The 17,812-nt window shown below is 65.5% G+C and carries 15 protein-coding genes; 8 read left to right on the forward strand and 7 right to left on the reverse strand.

Annotation, left to right across the window (positions count from 1 at the left end; all coding sequences use genetic code 11):
• Positions 1-54 precede the first annotated feature (54 nt).
• Together KIO76_RS13585 and KIO76_RS13590 are read right to left on the reverse strand one after the other, a co-directional pair.
• A complete protein-coding gene (locus tag KIO76_RS13585) occupies positions 55-1,338 on the reverse strand; it encodes an NAD(P)/FAD-dependent oxidoreductase (protein WP_213323763.1) in 1,284 nt (427 codons plus the stop codon).
• 6 nt (positions 1,339-1,344) lie between these two features.
• Positions 1,345-2,361: a polyprenyl synthetase family protein gene (locus KIO76_RS13590; RefSeq protein WP_213323764.1), complete on the reverse strand. Its 1,017-nt coding sequence runs from the start codon at positions 2,359-2,361 to the stop codon at positions 1,345-1,347.
• Positions 2,362-2,570: 209 nt separating this feature from the next.
• Here KIO76_RS13590 and KIO76_RS13595 point away from each other — a divergent pair, with 209 nt between their 5' ends.
• Both KIO76_RS13595 and KIO76_RS13600 read left to right on the forward strand, forming a co-directional pair.
• Complete coding sequence (locus KIO76_RS13595) at positions 2,571-2,795, forward strand: putative signal transducing protein (RefSeq protein WP_213325256.1); 225 nt, start codon at positions 2,571-2,573, stop codon at positions 2,793-2,795.
• Entirely contained in the window at positions 2,785-3,594 is an 810-nt protein-coding gene (locus KIO76_RS13600) for a tRNA1(Val) (adenine(37)-N6)-methyltransferase (RefSeq protein WP_349629383.1), read from the forward strand. The genes KIO76_RS13595 and KIO76_RS13600 overlap by 11 nt, the downstream gene beginning before the upstream one ends.
• On the opposite strand, the gene KIO76_RS13605 is transcribed toward KIO76_RS13600, so the two are convergent.
• Positions 3,595-4,038: a hypothetical protein gene (locus KIO76_RS13605; RefSeq protein ID WP_213323765.1), complete on the reverse strand. Its 444-nt coding sequence runs from the start codon at positions 4,036-4,038 to the stop codon at positions 3,595-3,597. It abuts the gene before it with no gap.
• A 31-nt stretch (positions 4,039-4,069) separates the two neighbouring features.
• Positions 4,070-4,378 (reverse strand): hypothetical protein, encoded by a 309-nt coding sequence (locus KIO76_RS13610; protein ID WP_213323766.1) that lies wholly within the window; start codon positions 4,376-4,378, stop codon positions 4,070-4,072.
• A gap of 471 nt (positions 4,379-4,849) precedes the next feature.
• Between KIO76_RS13610 and KIO76_RS13615 the strand changes: the two genes are divergently transcribed.
• The 6 genes from KIO76_RS13615 (at position 4,850) to KIO76_RS13640 (ending at position 13,378) form a co-directional block, all read left to right on the forward strand.
• Positions 4,850-5,767, forward strand: a complete 918-nt coding sequence (locus KIO76_RS13615) for a glycine--tRNA ligase subunit alpha (protein ID WP_213325258.1) — start codon at positions 4,850-4,852, stop codon at positions 5,765-5,767.
• Between the two features lie 201 nt (positions 5,768-5,968).
• Complete coding sequence (locus KIO76_RS13620; protein ID WP_213323767.1) at positions 5,969-6,334, forward strand: endonuclease domain-containing protein; 366 nt, start codon at positions 5,969-5,971, stop codon at positions 6,332-6,334.
• An 89-nt stretch (positions 6,335-6,423) separates the two neighbouring features.
• Entirely contained in the window at positions 6,424-8,790 is a 2,367-nt protein-coding gene (glyS, locus tag KIO76_RS13625; protein ID WP_213323768.1) for a glycine--tRNA ligase subunit beta, read from the forward strand.
• 166 nt (positions 8,791-8,956) lie between these two features.
• On the forward strand, positions 8,957-9,118 hold the full coding sequence (locus tag KIO76_RS13630) for a DUF3096 domain-containing protein (protein WP_213323769.1): 162 nt from the start codon (positions 8,957-8,959) through the stop codon (positions 9,116-9,118).
• 120 nt (positions 9,119-9,238) lie between these two features.
• Positions 9,239-11,917: a pyruvate, phosphate dikinase gene (gene ppdK / locus KIO76_RS13635; RefSeq protein ID WP_213323770.1), complete on the forward strand. Its 2,679-nt coding sequence runs from the start codon at positions 9,239-9,241 to the stop codon at positions 11,915-11,917.
• 201 nt (positions 11,918-12,118) lie between these two features.
• Positions 12,119-13,378: a cell wall hydrolase gene (locus KIO76_RS13640; RefSeq protein ID WP_213323771.1), complete on the forward strand. Its 1,260-nt coding sequence runs from the start codon at positions 12,119-12,121 to the stop codon at positions 13,376-13,378.
• A gap of 178 nt (positions 13,379-13,556) precedes the next feature.
• Here KIO76_RS13640 and nadC read toward each other — a convergent pair whose 3' ends face one another.
• From nadC to nadA, 3 genes are all read right to left on the reverse strand, one after another.
• Positions 13,557-14,411 (reverse strand): carboxylating nicotinate-nucleotide diphosphorylase, encoded by an 855-nt coding sequence (gene nadC, locus KIO76_RS13645; protein WP_213323772.1) that lies wholly within the window; start codon positions 14,409-14,411, stop codon positions 13,557-13,559.
• 5 nt (positions 14,412-14,416) lie between these two features.
• Positions 14,417-15,994, reverse strand: a complete 1,578-nt coding sequence (locus KIO76_RS13650) for an L-aspartate oxidase (RefSeq protein ID WP_213323773.1) — start codon at positions 15,992-15,994, stop codon at positions 14,417-14,419.
• A gap of 298 nt (positions 15,995-16,292) precedes the next feature.
• Positions 16,293-17,405, reverse strand: a complete 1,113-nt coding sequence (gene nadA, locus KIO76_RS13655; protein ID WP_213323774.1) for a quinolinate synthase NadA — start codon at positions 17,403-17,405, stop codon at positions 16,293-16,295.
• Positions 17,406-17,812: the final 407 nt, after the last annotated feature.

Consider the following 17,812-nt stretch of genomic DNA (forward strand, 5'->3'; position numbering starts at 1 on the left):
GATAAGGGTGAGGAGAACCACACCCTCGCGGCCATCCCTCAGTTGCGATGGACGTTAGAGATAGCCATCCACGAGATGGGCCGCCTGCGCGCCCATCTCGTAAAAAATTTCCTTGGCCTGGCGCAGCGGTTGGGCCGCGGGCTCGGTGACCGGCAGGGGCAGGTCCGCCTCGGCGATGCCGCCGGCTATGTGCTCCGCGAGCACATAGCCGAAGACCGTGCCGGGGGCTATTCCGCGGCCGTTATATCCGCTGAAGCTGATCACATTCTCTGCGAGCTTGTGGAAGCGGGGCAGGTTGTCGGCGGTCATGCCGATCTGCCCGTACCACAGGCTCTCGAAGTTGATTCCCTTGAGTTGTGGAAACAGCTTGCCAAGGGAGCGCCGAGCCCAGGCCTCGTGCACCGCACGGCCGGTTCCGCGCAAAGCGCCAACGCTGCCAAACACGAGACGCCCGGCGCGATCGAAGCGGAACGAGCTCAGGATCGGCCGCGTGTCCCAGGCGCCCTGGCGTTCTGGCAAAATGCTCCGCTGCAGCTCTTCACTCAGCGGCTCGGTCGCCATGTTGAAATAAGGCAGGTGGACGAGCTCGTGGCGGATGGCGGGCCACGGCCCATGAGTATAGGCGTTCGTCGCCACGACAATCCAGTCGGCGCGGATCGACGACTGCGGCGTGCGGATGGTCCAGCGGGGACCCGCGCGCTCGGTGCTGGTGACGGGGCTTGCCGTATAGATCTTGGCGCCCGCCTTGATCGCGGCGTCGGCGAGGCCGCGGACGTAGGCGAGGGGCTGGATCGTTCCAGCGCGACGATCCAGCAGGGCACCCGCATAGGCGGTTGAGCCCACATGGCGCGCGGTCTCCTCCGCGCCCAGCATCGTCACCGGGGCGCCGCGCGCCTGCCATTGGTCCGCGCGCTCCTGGATTTCCTCCAGGCCCTTCTTGCCGACGGCACAATGGAGCGTGCCCGCCTTCACCAGCTCGCAATCTATGGCGTTGCTTTCGATCATCGCATAGACGAGCCGAGGCGCATCGCCCAGCAGGGTCAGCAGGCGTTCGCCATAGTCCGCGCCGAGGGCTGCGGGCAGAGCGGAGGGCATGACCCACATGCCCGCATTGACCAACCCGACGTTTCGGCCCGAACCGCCGAAGCCGATCTCATGCTCCTCCAGAACGACGACCTTGGCGCCCCCGCGGGCGAGGCGGAGAGCGCAGGAAAGGCCTGTGAAGCCCGCTCCGATGACGACGACATTTGCCTCGAAGGCGCCTTGCGCGACGGATGTAGCCGGCGCCGCGGGCGCCGTAGTCTCCCACAAGCCGTGGGATTGTGGGTTACTGAGCATGGGGGATCAGTGGGCCCGGGCGATGCAGAAGTCCACGGTGTCGAGCAGCGCCCGGCGCATGGGACTGTCCTGGAAAAGCTCGAGCGCGTCGCGCGCCATCGCGCCATAGTGGCGGGCGCGCTCAATCGTGTCCTCCAGAGCCCTGTGACGACGCATGATGGTGATGGCCGTATCGAGGTCGCTCTCGTTGACCTCACCCTGTTCAAGCGTGCGTCGCCAGAACTCGCGCTCATCGTTGGTGCCCCGCCGGAAGGAGAGCACGACGGGCAGAGTAATCTTGCCCTCGCGGAAATCGTCGCCGACGTTCTTCCCGAGTGCGTCCGAGGTTCCGCCATAGTCGAGTGCGTCGTCGACGAGCTGGAAGGCGATGCCAAGATTGGTGCCGTAGCTGCGGCAGGCGGCGCGCTCGGCTTTCGGACGATCCGCGATGATCGGGCCGACTTCCGCTGCCGCCGCGAAGAGTGCGGCCGTTTTTGCCCGCACGACGGCGAGATAATCATCCTCCGTCGTTGCGGTGTTCTTGGCGGCCGAGAGCTGCCAAACCTCGCCCTCTGCAATGACAGCCGCGGCATTGGCCAGGACGCCGAGCGCCTCGAGCGAGCCGACTTCCACCATCATCTTGAAGGCTTGGCCGAGAAGAAAATCGCCGACGAGCACGCTCGCCTCGTTCCCCCACAGCATGCGGGCGGCGAGCTTGCCCCGGCGCATATCGCTCTCGTCGACGACGTCGTCGTGCAGGAGGGTGGCGGTGTGCATGAACTCCACGCTGGCCGCCAGCTTGATGTCGCCGTCGCCCTTGTAGCCGGTCAGCAGGGCAGTCGCGAGGGTCAGCATAGGTCTGAGGCGCTTGCCGCCGGATGAAATGAGGTGGTTTGCCACCTCCGGGATCATCGTGACATCCGATCCCGTACGCGACAGGATGAGGCTGTTCACACGGTCCATGCGGCCAGCGACGAGATGGATTAGCCCATCGATGCTGCCACGCTCACCCGACTTTTCCTCGAAGGGGACGACGACGCCCACGATTCGGCCCTCCACACACTACGCTTGAGTGCCGGCGGAAAACGCAACCGGCGCCGCCGACCATGCACGCCGCCGACGTTTGCCGCAACCATGCGCTTTGCCACAACCCCGCCGGTGCCTCCAAAAGCGCGGATTTTCTGAGGATTGCGGACTCGGACGTATAGGAATTGGCTGACGACAGCGCCGCGCGGACATGCCACAAGGGTGCGATGATCGAGCTCATCCGGACCAACGACATCGTTCTTCTCGGAGCCGTCGAGGCTTTCCTCAGGGAAGCCGGCATCCATGTTTTCGTCGCCGACGGTTATATGAGTGTCCTGGAAGGATCGGTCGGAGCCTTGCAGCGCCGCCTGCTCGTCGCCACCGACCAGGCAGAGGAGGCTCGGCGCTTGTTGCGCGAGGCTGGCTTCGGCGGTGAATTGCGTGTCGATTGAGGCGGGGAGGAAGCCGATCGCGCCGATTGGCTCGGACGCTTCGGTCGACAAGACGCTGAGCGTGGATGCCTTCTTCGGCGGGCGCCTCACTCTGACGCAGCCACGCAAGGGACATCGCGCCGGTACCGATGCAGTGCTGTTGGCAGCGGCGGCCGGCGACCCACGTGACGGCACTGTGGTGGACCTTGGCGCTGGCGTCGGCACAATCGGCCTTGCGATCGCGGCGCGTTCACCCCTGGCCCGCGTGGTCCTCGTGGAAAGCGAGACGGGGCTTGCGGCCCTCGCCAGGCACAATGGGGCTGCCAACGCGCTTGACGCCAGGGTCCGCGTGATTGAAGCGGATGTGCTCGCGCCGGCGAGGGCCCGTCACGCCGCCGGACTTGTTTCAAACATGGCGGATCTTGTGGTGAGCAACCCGCCATTCTACGCGCCGGGCCGTTTCCGGACCTCGCCCGACGCGGTCCGCAGCCGCGCCCATGCGATGGACGACAATCTCCTGGACCGTTGGGTGCGCACAGCCGCCGATCTCTTGAAGCCACGCGGACGGCTCGTGATGATTCATCGCGCCGACGCTGTCGCCCTGGTCTTGTCTGCTCTCGCGGGACGTTTTGGCGCGGTGTCACTCATGCCGGTGCATCCGCGCGACGGCGAGCCGGCCGTGCGCCTGCTCGTGGCGGGAATCAAGGGCAGCCGTGCGCCGCTCAGCCTGCGGCCCGGCATCGTACTGCATGCCCCGGGGGGCGGATTCACCGCCGAGATGGAGGCGGTGAACCGCGGGGATGCGTTGCTGACCCTGTGATCAGCGGTCGCTCGGGCCGCGATCGCGGCCGAAAGGCATCAGATTCGGCGGCGTGATCGTGATGAGCGGCCGTGTTCGCTCCCGCCGGTCGAGGCGATCACCCCGCCGAGGATCATCGAAGCGGGTCGGCTCCTCGCGCCCGTTGAAGTCGCGAGCTCGCGTGTCCCGGCGATCACCCCGCCGAGGATAATCGAAACGGTTCGGCTGTTCACGGCCGTTGAAATCTCGGTCACGGATATTTCGCCTTTCGAAGCGATCGCGGCTGTCCTGACGCGTGTCGAAGCCGCGTCCGTCAAACTGCGCGAGGGTGGGGCCCCTTGAAGCCGATTGGCCAGGCGCGGCTACGGCCTGCGCAAAGGGAAGGACGAGGGCGACCAGTGCGGCGGCGCCGCACAACCGGGCGGCAAGCGCAATATCTCGGCCAATATGAGCAATGTCTTTCATGGGGAATATTCCTTCAGGGAGGGGTGAGCGCTCAGCGGCAGCGGCAGAGCGGCGCGCGGTGCGGACGCACCGGACGGATCTGGACCGTCCGATGAATGGTCCGTTCGCGTTCTCTCGGCAGGATCACCATGGGTCGCGGCATGGGTCGTGGCATGGGCCCGGGGTGAAGCCGATGCCGCGCCGGTCCCCTGCGGTCGCCAGGTCTGAACTGGACGGTCGCGACCTCCGGGCGGTCCAACCAGACGCCTGATGGCGCGAGCGGTGCGGCGGAGGCCGGGGTGCTTCCCGCGACAGCGATGCCGGCTCCCATAAACAAGGCACAGAACAAGGTCTTGGTCATTGCAATATCCCACGCATACAAGCGCCGCCGCACCCTGCGAGGGCTAGACCCGCCGGGTGCAATCTCTGCGTGTGTCCTGAATGGACGTATGCCGATGGTTGTTCCGCGCCTTTGCCGGGATTGCGCTTATCGCCAGCAAACAGGCGTTCGATGGCAGAGCTCGCGTATTCGGCTGCATACCCGCCGTGCGAGGGGCAGGGCAGGGGCTAGCCTGTTCCGCCCGGTTGTTTTGGCAACCATTGGCATGCCCACCGCGCTTTCCAAGACATCACGGCGTGGCACATGCACTCCCTCGCGGGAGGGGTAGGGGTGGCGGACCGCGATGGCGAGCTGGCCGATGGGGAGTTGTCCGATGGGGAGTTGAGGGATGGGGAGTTGACTTGGCCAAGCCCCTGGCTAGGGTGCGCCGGCTTCCCCGAAGCGTTCCTTTCTCAAAGCGTGCAAGGCTCGGCGATGAACGCGCCCGACTTCATGAACCCGACGCGCTCCTTCCAGGGGCTCATCCTGACGCTGCAGCAGTTCTGGGCCGCCCAGGGCTGCGCCGTGCTGCAGCCCTACGACATGGAGGTCGGCGCCGGCACCTTCCATCCGGCGACGACGCTGCGCGCGCTCGGGCCGAAGCCGTGGAAAGCTGCCTATGTGCAGCCCTCGCGCCGCCCAAAGGATGGCCGCTATGGCGAGAACCCCAACCGCCTGCAGCACTACTATCAGTTCCAGGTCATCCTGAAGCCTAACCCGCCGAACCTGCAGGAACTCTACCTCGCTTCGCTCGAGGCGATCGGCGTCGACCAGGCGCTCCACGATATCCGCTTCGTGGAGGACGACTGGGAGAGCCCGACGCTCGGCGCCTGGGGGCTGGGCTGGGAATGCTGGTGCGACGGCATGGAAGTGTCGCAGTTCACCTACTTCCAGCAAGTGGCGGGTTTCGAATGCGCGCCGGTGGCCGGTGAGCTGACCTATGGCCTCGAGCGCCTCGCCATGTATGTGCAAGGCGTCGAGAACGTCTACGATCTCAATTTCAACGGCCGCACCGGCGCGGAGAAGGTCACCTATGGGGATGTTTTCCTGCAGGCCGAACAGGAATACTCGCGGCATAATTTCGAATATGCCGATACGGAACTTCTCTTCCGGCATTTCCGGGACGCTGAGGCCGAATGCAAACGCCTCCTTGACTTCGGCGAGCCAGAGGCGGGCGCCAATGATCAGCGCCACAAGCTCGCCCTGCCGGCCTATGACCAATGCATCAAGGCGAGCCACGTGTTCAACCTGCTCGACGCGCGCGGCGTGATCTCCGTCACCGAGCGCCAGAGCTATATCCTGCGCGTGCGCGAACTCGCCAAGGCCTGCGGCGCGGCCTGGCTCAAGACGGAAGGCGGCGGGGCGGCCTGAAGCGGGATGCCCCCACCCCTTACCCCTCCCCGCAAGGGGGAGGGGCGCGATCCGCGTCGCGCTTTTTCGATAGTGGCTTAGTCTTCCCGACGCTTCCCGACACGCCATGCTTGAGCCTATGATCTCCAACGCTGCCTCGCCCCTCCCCCTTGCGGGGAGGGGTAAGGGGTGGGGGGAAGCCCATTGGGGGATGGGTCATGGATGGGGCGAAGTCGAGCCGCGCGGGCGCGCGCGTTGCGGCACAACCAGACCGAGGCGGAAAAGGAATTGTGGTGGCATCTGCGCCGCAGGCTGCCGCTCATCGGTACGCATTTCCGCAGGCAGGTCGGCATCGGGCCCTATATCGCGGATTTCGCCTCGCATGGCCTGAGGCTGGTGATCGAACTCGACGGCAGCCAGCACGGCGAGGACAATCATCGCTTGCGGGACGAGACGCGCAGCCGCTTTCTTGAAGCGCGCGGCTATCGCATCCTGCGTTTCTGGAATGCCGAGGTGTTCCAAGATATCGCGGGTGTGCTCGATACCATTCACGCAGCGGCCGATAAGGCGGCCAGGGCGAAAACCTGATCAAGACCGCCCGTGTGAGTTGCCAAAGGGATCAAGCGTGGTAAACGCTGAGCGCGAACAGAGCGCAGGTTCCCGAGCCTCAGGTCCCCATGCCCGATTTTCTCCTTGAACTCCTTTCCGAAGAAATCCCCGCGCGTATGCAGCGCAAGGCGGCGGAGGACCTCAAGAAGCGCGTCACCGACGCCTTGGTCGAGCGGGGCCTCGTCTATGAGGGCGCGCAAGGGTTCGCGACCCCGCGGCGGCTGGCGCTCAGCATCATCGGCCTGCCGCCCCGCCAGCCGGACCTGCGCGAGGAGAAGAAGGGGCCGCGCGTCGGCGCGCCGGATCAAGCCATTCAGGGCTTCCTGAAGAGCGCGGGCCTTGCCTCGATCGACGAGGCCAAGGTCGTCAGCGACGGCAAGAAGGGCGAATTCTACGTCGCCGTCACCGAGCGGCCGGGCAAGGAAACCCCCGAGGTGCTGGCCGAGATCCTGCCCGGCATCATTCGCAATTTCCCCTGGCCGAAATCCATGCGCTGGGGTGCGGCGTCTGCCGAGGCCGGCTCGCTGCGCTGGGTACGCCCGCTGCAATCCATTCTGGCCACCTTCGGGCCGGAAACGGAAACGCCTGATGTCGTGCGCCTCGAGGTCGACGGCATCGTCTCGTCCGACGTGACGCGCGGACATCGCTTCCTGGCCGGGCCGAACCCGATCCTCGTGCGCCGCTTCGAGGACTATGTGGCCGCGCTGGAGCGCGCCAAGGTGGTGCTCGACACGGACGAGCGCAAGCGCCGTATCCTGAACGACGCCAAGACCATGGCCTTTGCTCTGGGCCTCGAGGTGGTCGAGGACGAGGGGCTGCTGGAGGAAGTCGCCGGTCTCGTCGAATGGCCGGTCGTCCTGGTCGGCACCTTCGAGGAAGCCTTCCTCGACATTCCGCCGGAGGTGATCCGCGCCACGATCCGCGCCAACCAGAAATGCTTCGTGCTGCGCGATGCCAAGACGGGCAAGCTCGCGAACCGGTTCATCATAACAGCCAATATCGAGGCGAAGGATGGCGGCGCGGCGATCGCCGCCGGCAATGCCCGCGTCGTGCGCGCCCGCCTGTCGGACGCCAAGTTCTTTTGGGAGACCGACAAGAGGCCGTTGCCGGATTACGCGGACTCGGGCGTTAAGCCGCTCGACCAGCGGCTGAAGAAGCTGGAAGACCTCGGCATCATCTTCCACGAGAAGCTCGGCACCCAGGGCGAGCGCATCGCGCGCATCGCGGCGCTGGCGCGCGAACTGGCGCCTGTCGTCGGTGCGGACGCGGACACGGCCGAGCGCGCCGCGCGGCTCGCCAAGGCCGATCTCGTCACCGAAATGGTCGGCGAATTCCCCGAGCTGCAAGGCCTGATGGGCCGCTACTACGCCGAGGCGCAGGGCGAGGACACCGCCGTCGCCGCGGCGATCGAGGATCACTACAAGCCGCAAGGCCCGTCCGACCGCGTGCCGACCGATCCGGTCAGCGTGGCCGTGGCGCTCGCCGACAAGCTCGACACGCTCGTCGGCTTCTGGGCCATCGACGAGAAGCCGACCGGCTCCAAGGACCCCTATGCGCTCCGCCGCGCCGCGCTCGGTGTGATCCGGTTGGTGCTGGAAAATGAGCGGCGGATCCCGCTCGCAACGTTCATCCGCACGGCGCACCACGGTCTCTATTTTCTCTCGAAGCGTGACGTTATAGGCGTGCACGTGGCGGCTGATCATCCAGACATTCCGCATGATGGGGCAGCCGCGCAAGGCCCGGTTCATGTCGATGACCTCGGCATGGATATCGGGCTGGAGCGCGTTCTTGTTGCTTTGCAGCACGGCGCGGAATTCGATTGGCATGCCGCGGATCCGTTGAAGCAATCCATCTCTCACACGGTTCTCACGCCTGCGTTCATCGTCAGCCGCGACCTCCTCTCCTTCTTCCACGACCGCCTGAAGGTCTATCTGCGCGACCAGGGCGCGCGGCATGACCTGATCGACGCGGTGCTGGCGCTCGGCGAGGGCGGGGCCGCGCAGGACGACCTCCTGATGATCGTCCGCCGCGTCGAGGCGCTGGGGCGCTTCCTCGACACGGAGGACGGCAAGAACCTGCTCGCCGGTTACAAGCGCGCCGCCAATATCCTGCGCATCGAGGAGAAGAAGGACGGCCGCGCCTATGACGAGGCGCCGGACGCCACTCTCATCCTCAATGCCGGCGAGGAGGAGGAGCGGGCCCTGGTCGAGGCGCTGCGTGTGGCCGAGATGGAAGCCAAGGCCGCCGTGGGCGGGGAAGACTTCGAGGGCGCCATGAAGGCGCTGAGCGTGCTGCGCGCGCCCGTCGATGCCTTCTTCGACAAGGTCACGGTCAATGCGGATGATCCCGCCGTCCGGGCCAATCGGCTGAAGCTCCTCAATGCCATCCGCGCGGCGACGCGCACAGTGGCGGATTTCTCGCAAATCGCGGGATAAGCGTGGCAGGGAGCGCAATTTGCGGGCAATGGCGCGCGCGAAGTGCCCCCCTCCAGCGAAACTTAAACCTCCTTGGCCACGTTAAGGCTCAGTTCGCCGAGGCTGGCTTGATCTGCGCCATCGCCGCGATGTCGCGGCCGGCTCTCGGCGGCGAGGAGACATATCCATGAGCTTCAACCTCATCGTCATCCAACCGCTGGTTGCGCTGATTGCCGGCATACTCATTCTGATCATGCCGCGGCTCCTGAATTTCATCGTGGCGCTGTACCTGATTTTCATCGGTGTGGTCGGCCTCTTCGGCGACCGGATCGGTCCGCTGCTCAATTAAGGCCTTCCTGCGGCAGGTTCATTTTGTGCACCGCATCGCATTGCCTTTTGGCCCCAGATGCGCCAAGCCTCCACCTGCCGTTAGGTGATTGAAGTAACGAGTGTGGAAGGCAGGCTAGCAATGGCAAAATGGGTCTACACTTTCGGCGACGGTCGCGCCGAGGGCGAGGCGGGCATGAAGAACTTGCTCGGTGGCAAGGGCGCCAACCTCGCGGAAATGTCCAATCTCGGACTTCCCGTGCCTCCGGGGTTCACGATCACCACGGAGGTCTGCACCTACTTCTACGAGAACGGCCAGAGCTATCCGCCGGACCTCGCGGCTGCCGTCGATGCCGCGCTCGCCCATGTCGGCGGGCTCACCGGCAAGACCTTCGGGGATGAGGCCAATCCACTGCTCGTCTCGGTGCGCTCCGGCGCCCGCGCCTCGATGCCGGGCATGATGGACACGGTGCTCAATCTCGGTCTCAACGACGTGACCGTCGAGGCTGTGGCCAAGGCAGCCGGCGACGAGCGTTTCGCCTGGGACAGCTATCGCCGCTTCATCACCATGTATTCCGACGTCGTGCTCGGCGTCGGCCATCACCACTTCGAGGAGGCGCTGGAGCTCTATAAGGAGCGCAAGGGCCTTGACCTCGACACGGATCTCTCCGCCGAGGACTGGAAGGTCCTCGTGAAGACCTACAAGGACATCGTGCAAAAGGAGCTGGGGAAGCCCTTCCCGCAGGCCCCGTCGGAGCAATTGTGGGGGGCGATCGGCGCGGTTTTCGGCTCCTGGATGAATGCCCGCGCCAACAAGTACCGCGAGCTGCATGGCATTCCAGCGAGCTGGGGCACTGCCGTCAACGTGCAGTCCATGGTGTTCGGCAACATGGGCGACACCTCGGCGACAGGCGTCGCCTTCACCCGCAATCCCTCGACCGGCGAGCGCGCCTTATACGGCGAATTCCTCATCAACGCCCAGGGCGAGGATGTGGTCGCCGGCATCCGCACGCCGCAGGATATCACCGAGGCCGCACGCATCGCGTCCGGCTCGAGCAGGCCCTCTCTCGAGAAGGAGATGCCAGCCGCCTATGCCGAGCTCGTGCGCATCTACGGTCTGCTCGAGAAGCACTACCGCGACATGCAGGATCTCGAATTCACCATCGAGAACGGCAAGCTGTGGATGCTGCAGACCCGCAACGGCAAGCGCACGGCCAAGGCGGCGCTGCGCATCGCCGTCGAGCTCGCGGCCGAAGGCCTGATCACCGAGGAAGAGGCCGTGACGCGCGTCGAGCCGGCGGCGCTCGACCAGCTTCTGCATCCAACCATTGATCCGAAAGCCGAGCGCAAGGTGCTGGCCACCGGCCTGCCGGCCTCGCCGGGGGCTGCCTCCGGCGAGATCGTCTTCACGTCGGAGGAGGCGGAGGAAGCCAAGAAGGCGGGCCGCAAGGTCATCCTCGTGCGTGTCGAAACGAGCCCTGAAGACATCCATGGCATGCACGCGGCCGAGGGCATCCTCACCACCCGTGGCGGCATGACCTCTCACGCCGCCGTCGTGGCCCGCGGCATGGGCAAGCCCTGCGTTTCAGGAGCCGGCAGCCTGCGTGTCGATGGGGCGACCGGAACGTTGACCGCGGCCGGCGTCACGTTGAAGCGCGGCGAAATCATCACGATCGACGGCGGCACCGGTCAGGTGCTGGCGGGCAAGGTCAAGATGCTCGAGCCAGAGCTGTCCGGCGAGTTCGGCACGCTGATGGGCTGGGCGGACAAGGTGCGCCGCATGAAGGTGCGCGCCAATGCCGAGACGCCGCTCGATGCCAAGACGGCGCGAACCTTCGGCGCCGAGGGTATCGGCCTCTGCCGCACCGAGCACATGTTCTTCAACGGCGAGCGCATCCTCGCCGTGCGGGAGATGATTCTGGCTGATGACGAAGCGGGCCGCCGTGCGGCTCTTACGAAGCTCCTGCCGATGCAGCGCGCCGATTTCGTCGAGCTGTTCACCATCATGCAGGGTCTGCCGCTGACGATCCGCCTGCTCGATCCGCCGCTGCACGAGTTCCTGCCGCGCACGGACGAGGAGGTGGCCGAGGTCGCGGCCTCCACAGGTACGAGCGTCGCCAAGCTGAACGCGCGCGCCCATGAACTGCACGAGTTCAACCCGATGCTCGGGTTCCGCGGCGTCCGCCTGGCGGTCGCCTTCCCCGAGATCGCCGAGATGCAGGCGCGCGCCATCTTCGAGGCGGCCGTGGAGGCCGGCAAGGCGACAGGTCAGCCAGTGACGCCGGAAATCATGGTGCCGCTCGTCATGACGAGGGCCGAGCTCGACCTCACCAAGGAGCGCATCGACGCCATGGCCAAGGCGGTTGCTGCCGAGACGGGCGTCACCATCGCCTATCAGGTCGGTACGATGATCGAGCTGCCGCGCGCCGCCATCAAGGCGGGCGAGATCGCCGGGACAGCGGAGTTCTTTTCCTTCGGCACCAACGACCTCACTCAGACGACACTCGGCATCTCGCGCGATGATGCAGGTTCCTTCCTCGGTTCCTACACGGCGAAAGGCATCCTGCCGGCCGATCCCTTCGTCACCATCGACGTCGAGGGCGTTGGCGAGCTGGTGAAGCTCGCGGCCGAGCGCGGCCGCGCTGCCCGTCCCGGCATCAAGCTCGGCATCTGCGGCGAGCATGGCGGTGATCCCGCCTCCGTCGCCTTTTGCGAGACGGTCGGGCTCGACTACGTGTCCTGCTCGCCTTATCGGGTGCCGATCGCACGCCTTGCCGCCGCGCAGGCGGCCCTCGCTGGCCGGAAGGCGAGGGGCGCCTGAGGCCCGGCCGGGATTGCTCCGAAATGGACCAGCCGGGTGCTATTCACAGCACCCGGCCTTAACGCCCTTTTTACGTTACCGGGCGATTATTTTTTCCGTGATGGCGCGGCTTCCGTTTTCCCGATGCGTGGGGAGGTAACAGGCTGCCGCACCTGGTAAGGCAGGCCTCAGGGGCTGCCGCAGCGCGGAAATTGTACCGGTATGCGTTTGCGTCGTCGATCCAGCCTCACCATTGGAGCTGCCTGGGCCCTGGGCACCGTTGCTCCCTGGGCGCTTGCTTGCGGCATGCTGGTTTCGTTCACGGCCAGCGCCGGCCAGAACTTCACCGCCGAAGTCGCGTTCTCGCCTGTCCGCTCCGCGCTCATCAATGATGGTGCTGTGCTGATCCAGGCCGTGCAGTCGCGGCAGGTCGCGCCGATGATAGCCCTGCCGGGCATGGGTATTGAAGGCTTGCAGACGGCGAGCCTTTCTTTCGAGATGCCCCTCGATATTCGCCCGGTTCGGCCGGAGATCCCGCCCAAGGATGAGCTGAAGGCTTCCCATGACGGCTATCCGCAGCTCGACCGCAGCGCGAAGGGCGATCCCCTCGTACGCCTGCGCCCAGGGCTGAGCCGCACCCAGCCCGCGCTGCCAGCCCGTCCGCAAACGCCGTTCGACGTTGTCTTCTCGCAAAACGAACGGGTTCTCCCGCAGACGATCTTCATGCCGGGCTCCACCGAGATCCCGGCCCATGAGGATATGCTGGTTTTCGAGCCGTTGTCGCCGGAAGACTTGACGTTGACGGAACAGGCGACGGCGCCCCGTTCTCCCACGGTGACAGGGGCAGGCGGTACGCGCACCGTGGTCGGCGAGAACGGCGCCACGCCTGCCGCACCACGCGCTGCCGTGCTTGCTTCCACGACACCGGCGCCGGCTGATGCGACACCGATGGAAATTGCGGCGGCACCGGTGTCCCTGCCGCCGCTGGGCGGCGACGGCGGGCAGAACATGAGCACCATCGCCAAGGCGGACGGCTCGCGACCGAACTATGCCAGCCTCGTCGACAGCACTCGCGGCGCCGCCGAGGAACAGTGCCTGGCGGAGGCTGTCTATTTCGAGGCGCGGGGCGAATCCGACCAGGGGCAGGCGGCTGTCGCACAGGTCGTTCTCAACCGCGCCAAGAGTGGCCTTTATCCCTCGACCATCTGCGGGGTCGTCTACCAGAACCGCCACCGCTACAAGGCCTGCCAGTTCTCCTTCGCCTGCGAGGGAAGGTCACTTCGCATCACCGAACAGGGTCCCTGGCAACGAGCCCGACGCGTCGCGAGCGAAGTGCTGCGCGGCAAGGTCTACCTCTCAGAGGTTGGCGGCTCGACGCATTATCACGCCGATTACGTGCGCCCCTATTGGGCGAAGCGCCTGAAGAAGATGGACGTCATCGGCCGCCACATCTTCTACAAGCTGAGGCCGGGCCAGACTTAAAACACGCGGACAGAATCCTCGGCGGGGCAGGCGGCCCGCCTACGTCGGCCGCGTTGCCAATCGTGAGCATCCCCTCTCAAACCAACACGGCTGTTGCTGAGTTGGCATTGCTGAGAGCAACACGGCAACAGCCGTGTTGCGTGGAAGAGCGAAGGGTGAGGGTTATAACAAACTGACCTTATCCCACCTTCACGTCGAGGCCGAGATCCATCACGGGCGCGGAATGGGTGAGCGCTCCGACCGAGATCATGTCCACACCAGCCTCGGCGACCGCGGCGACCGTGTCGAGATTGATGCCGCCTGAGGCCTCCGTCAGCATGCGCCCGCCGACCATATCGACGGCCTGACGCAAGAGGGACGGCGACATGTTGTCGAGCAGGACGACATCGGCGCCTTCGTCGAGCACCTCAACCAGCTGCGCCAACGTATCGACCTCGATCTCGATCTTCACCATATGGCCCGCATGCGCTTTTGCAGCGCGAAGCGCGGCAGCGATGGAGCCGGCGACCGCAATGTGATTGTCCTTGATCAACACCGCATCGTCGAGGCCAAAGCGATGGTTCATGCCGCCGCCTGAGCGCACGGCGTGCTTCTCGAAGGCACGCAGCAAGGGCGTTGTTTTCCGCGTGTCAACGATGCGCGCGCGGGTATGGGCCACGCGCTCCACATACTGCGCCGTGAGCGAGGCGATGCCTGACATCCGGCCCATGAAGTTGAGGGCCACGCGCTCTGCCGACAAGATCGAGCGCGCGGCGCCCGACACACGGGCCACGACGGTGCCTGCCTCGACACGTCCGCCATCGCGAATGTCGGCCGTGAACTGTACGGTGGCGTCGATCTGGCGGAAGGCCTCCGCGGCTAAATCAACACCCGAGATCACACCGGTCGCGCGCGAGGCGATGACAAGGGCGGCCGGCGTCCCCGCGGGAATGCAGGCATTGGTGGTGATGTCGCCAGCCCGTCCGAGGTCCTCGGCTAGGGCCGCGGCTACCGCTTCGCGCACGGTCAAGGGGTTGAGCACGAGATCCTGCATCGTCGTCATTCTCCTGTGGCGCGCTGGCGGGTGAGGCCGAGTTCCGTCGCGGTCACGGTCTCGAGCGCCGTGAGCGTCGTCATGGTGCGGCGCGCCCAGGCCGGATCCGTCTGTGGGAAATCGGCGCGGAAATGTCCGCCACGGCTTTCCTGGCGCAGGAGCGCCGGGGCGGCTACGAGGAATGCGGCTGTCGCCATATGCGCCAGCATGATGCTTTCCGCGCTGGCATCGATATCCATGATTGTGGCAATCGCGCGCTTCAGCCCGGTCTCGTCACGGACAACGCCGACATCGGTTTGCATGACGGCGCGCAGACGCGCGATGGCTTCCCTGTCGCGGGTGGTCGGCATACCGGGGCGTGGCTGCCGCAGCGGTACGACGCTCGGCGCGGCCGGCGCATCCAGCCCCTTGAGATCGCTCGCCACGCGAGCGCCGAAAACGACAGCTTCGAGGAGTGAGTTCGAGGCGAGGCGGTTCGCGCCATGGACGCCGGTGGAGGCGACTTCTCCCGCGGCCCAGAGACCAGGCAGCGACGTGCGACCCTGCGCGTCGGTGACGACGCCGCCCATATGGTAATGGGCTGCAGGCGCGATCGGGATCGGCTGGACCGCCGGGTCTATTCCGACGCTGGCGCAGGCCGCGTAAGCGGTTGGGAAATGCTCCGCGAAATGACGGCCGAGCGCCTCGCGCGCATCGATGAAGGCGCCTCGACCGGCGGCGATCTCCGCGAAGACACCGCGCGCCACGACATCACGCGGGGCGAGTTCCGCATCCGGGTGCAGATGCAGCATGAAGCGCTCGCCGGCGTTGTTGATCAGCACAGCGCCGTCGCCGCGGATCGCCTCGCTCGCGAGCGGTGCGGGGTCTCGGCCAATGTCGATGCCGGTCGGATGGAACTGCAAGAACTCCGTGTCCGCGACCACTGCTCCGGCGCGCGCGGCTATGGCGAGACCGATGCCGTTCGATTCCGGGGGATTGGTCGTGACGCGGTAAAGATGTCCTGCCCCCCCGGTGGCTAGCACGGCCGCGCGTGTCGGAAAGAACGTGGCCCTGTCCGCCGCGCCGCCTTCCCCGCGGGCGAAGACCCCGCTGGCGCGTCCATCAATCACGACCAGGTCTTCGGCAATGAAGCCTTCCAGAACTTTGATCGAAGGCGTCTTGCGGACGGCCGCGATCAACGCCTGCATCACGGCCTGACCCGCGGTGTCGCCACCGACACGCACGATGCGACGAAAGGAATGTGCGGCCTCCCGCGATTGCAGAAGGCGGCCCTCCAGGTCACGATCGAAGGGTACGCCATAGTCGAGCAGTTCAAAGATGCGCTCGGGGGCTTCCTGCGCCAGCGACAACGCGGCTGCCTCGTCCACGAGGCCAGCGCCGGCGACCATGGTATCGGCCGCATGGCTCTCCGGACTATCGCCTTCCGCCATTGCTGCCGCGATGCCACCCTGCGCCCAGGCCGACGCCGCTCCCTCACCGAGGGAGCGCGGCGAGAGCACCAGGCAGGGCAGAGGGCTGAGCTTAAGGGCCGTGAAGAGGCCGGCGAGCCCGCCACCGATGATGACGATATCGGGCTGGGACATGATCTGCCTTTCGATAGCGGGTCACCCCGCTTCCCTCTTCCCGCGCAGGGAAGAGGTAGATTAACCGCTAGCCTGATGACAGCGGCCGTCTTGATGCCAGTGTAAGCACCTGGGGAAATGCACTGGCGTGATCCTCTCCTGAAGGGGGAGGTGGCGCAGCGAAGCTGCGACGGTGGTGTCCCCAACCGGCTCGGAGCTTCGCTCGGATCACCCTCCCCCAGCGGGGAGGGATCAGGCCCCGACAAGCCTTGCGTTCCAACCGTTTACGGGCCGTGTCGCTTCCGGGCGTCGCGCGCGCTCAGCTTTTGAGGTTGACCATCCGCTCGACGGACCGGCGCGCGCGGGCGGCGAGCTCGGGCTCGATGATCACTTCCTCGCGCATATGGATCAGGCTGTCGAGGATCTTCGGCAGGGTGATCCGCTTCATATGCGGGCAGAGATTGCACGGCCGCACGAATTCGACGCCTGGCGTCTCGGTCGCGACGTTGTCGGCCATCGAGCACTCCGTGACCATGACTACCCGGCGCGGGCGATTGGTCTTCACCCAGTCGATCATATGGGCCGTCGAGCCGGCGAAATCCGCCTCGGCGATCACGTCAGGCGGGCATTCCGGATGCGCGATGATGCTGACGGAGGGGTCGGCGTCGCGATAGGCGCGCAGTTCCGCGCCGGTGAAGCGCTCATGCACCTCGCAGGCGCCTTTCCAGGCGATGATCTCGACCTTGGTCTGGGATGCAACGTATTTTGCGAGATATTGATCTGGCACAAAGAGCACGCGGTCGACGCCGAGGCTCTCCACCACCTGGACGGCATTGGAGGATGTGCAGCAGATGTCGACCTCCGCCTTCACCTCTGCCGAGGTGTTGACATAGGCGACGACCGGCACGCCGGGATAACGCTGCCTGAGCAGGCGCACATCGGCGCCTGTGATGGATTCAGCAAGCGAGCAGCCCGCTGCCGCATCCGGGATCAGGACAGTTTTCTCGGGGCTGAGGAGCTTGGACGTCTCGGCCATGAAATGCACGCCGCCCTGGACGATCACATCCGCCTCGGCCTTGGCGGCAAGGCGTGCGAGCTGCAGGGAGTCACCCACCACGTCGGCCACACAGTTGTAGATCTCCGGCGTCTGATAGTTATGCGCCAGGATGACCGCGTTGCGCTCCTTCTTGAGCTCGTTAATGGCCTTCACGTAGGGCGCGAAAAACGGCCACTCGACCGGGGGGATCACCGATTTGACGCGCTCGTAGAGATGAGCGGTCGCAGCCTCGACCGCGGGCGTATAGGTCAGATCCGGCACCGCGACCGGGGGAAAGCGGCGCGCTGCGACCTTGGCTTCGGACGCCGCTTTGGCGCTGGAAGTGACCTTGGCCTCGGAGGAGACGTTGATCCGAGTTGCAACATGGCCGGTCATTGGCGTTTCCTTTTGCTCAATTTGAGCATATGTGCCGACTAATAAGTCCTGACGACCCTCTTTGTCGCCCTATTATGCTCATTTCGAGCATAAGGATTGTAGCACTCACTCTCGATATTTTCCAGAGGCAAACAACTCGTTCTTATGCGGCTGGTGCTCAGGTGCCATGCTGGCGGCGCAAGCTGCGAGCGACACCCGGTCCGTTGGATATTGGCCCGTGCGGTCCCACTTTGAAGGGGCAAGTTCAATCCAAGCCGCGATTTTCATCCGTTTCGCCAAGTATTTCCCAAGCCCCGCCCGGCGGACAAAGGCCTCTTCCAAAGTGGCGCCCGCAAGGCCATGCATCGGTATCGATGATGCCTCACGTAATAATTATTCATTGTCGTGATACGAAATGCGGCGGTAAG

Origin of the sequence: Chelatococcus sp. YT9 (assembly GCF_018398315.1) — a bacterium.
Taxonomy (GTDB): Bacteria; Pseudomonadota; Alphaproteobacteria; order Rhizobiales; family Beijerinckiaceae; genus Chelatococcus.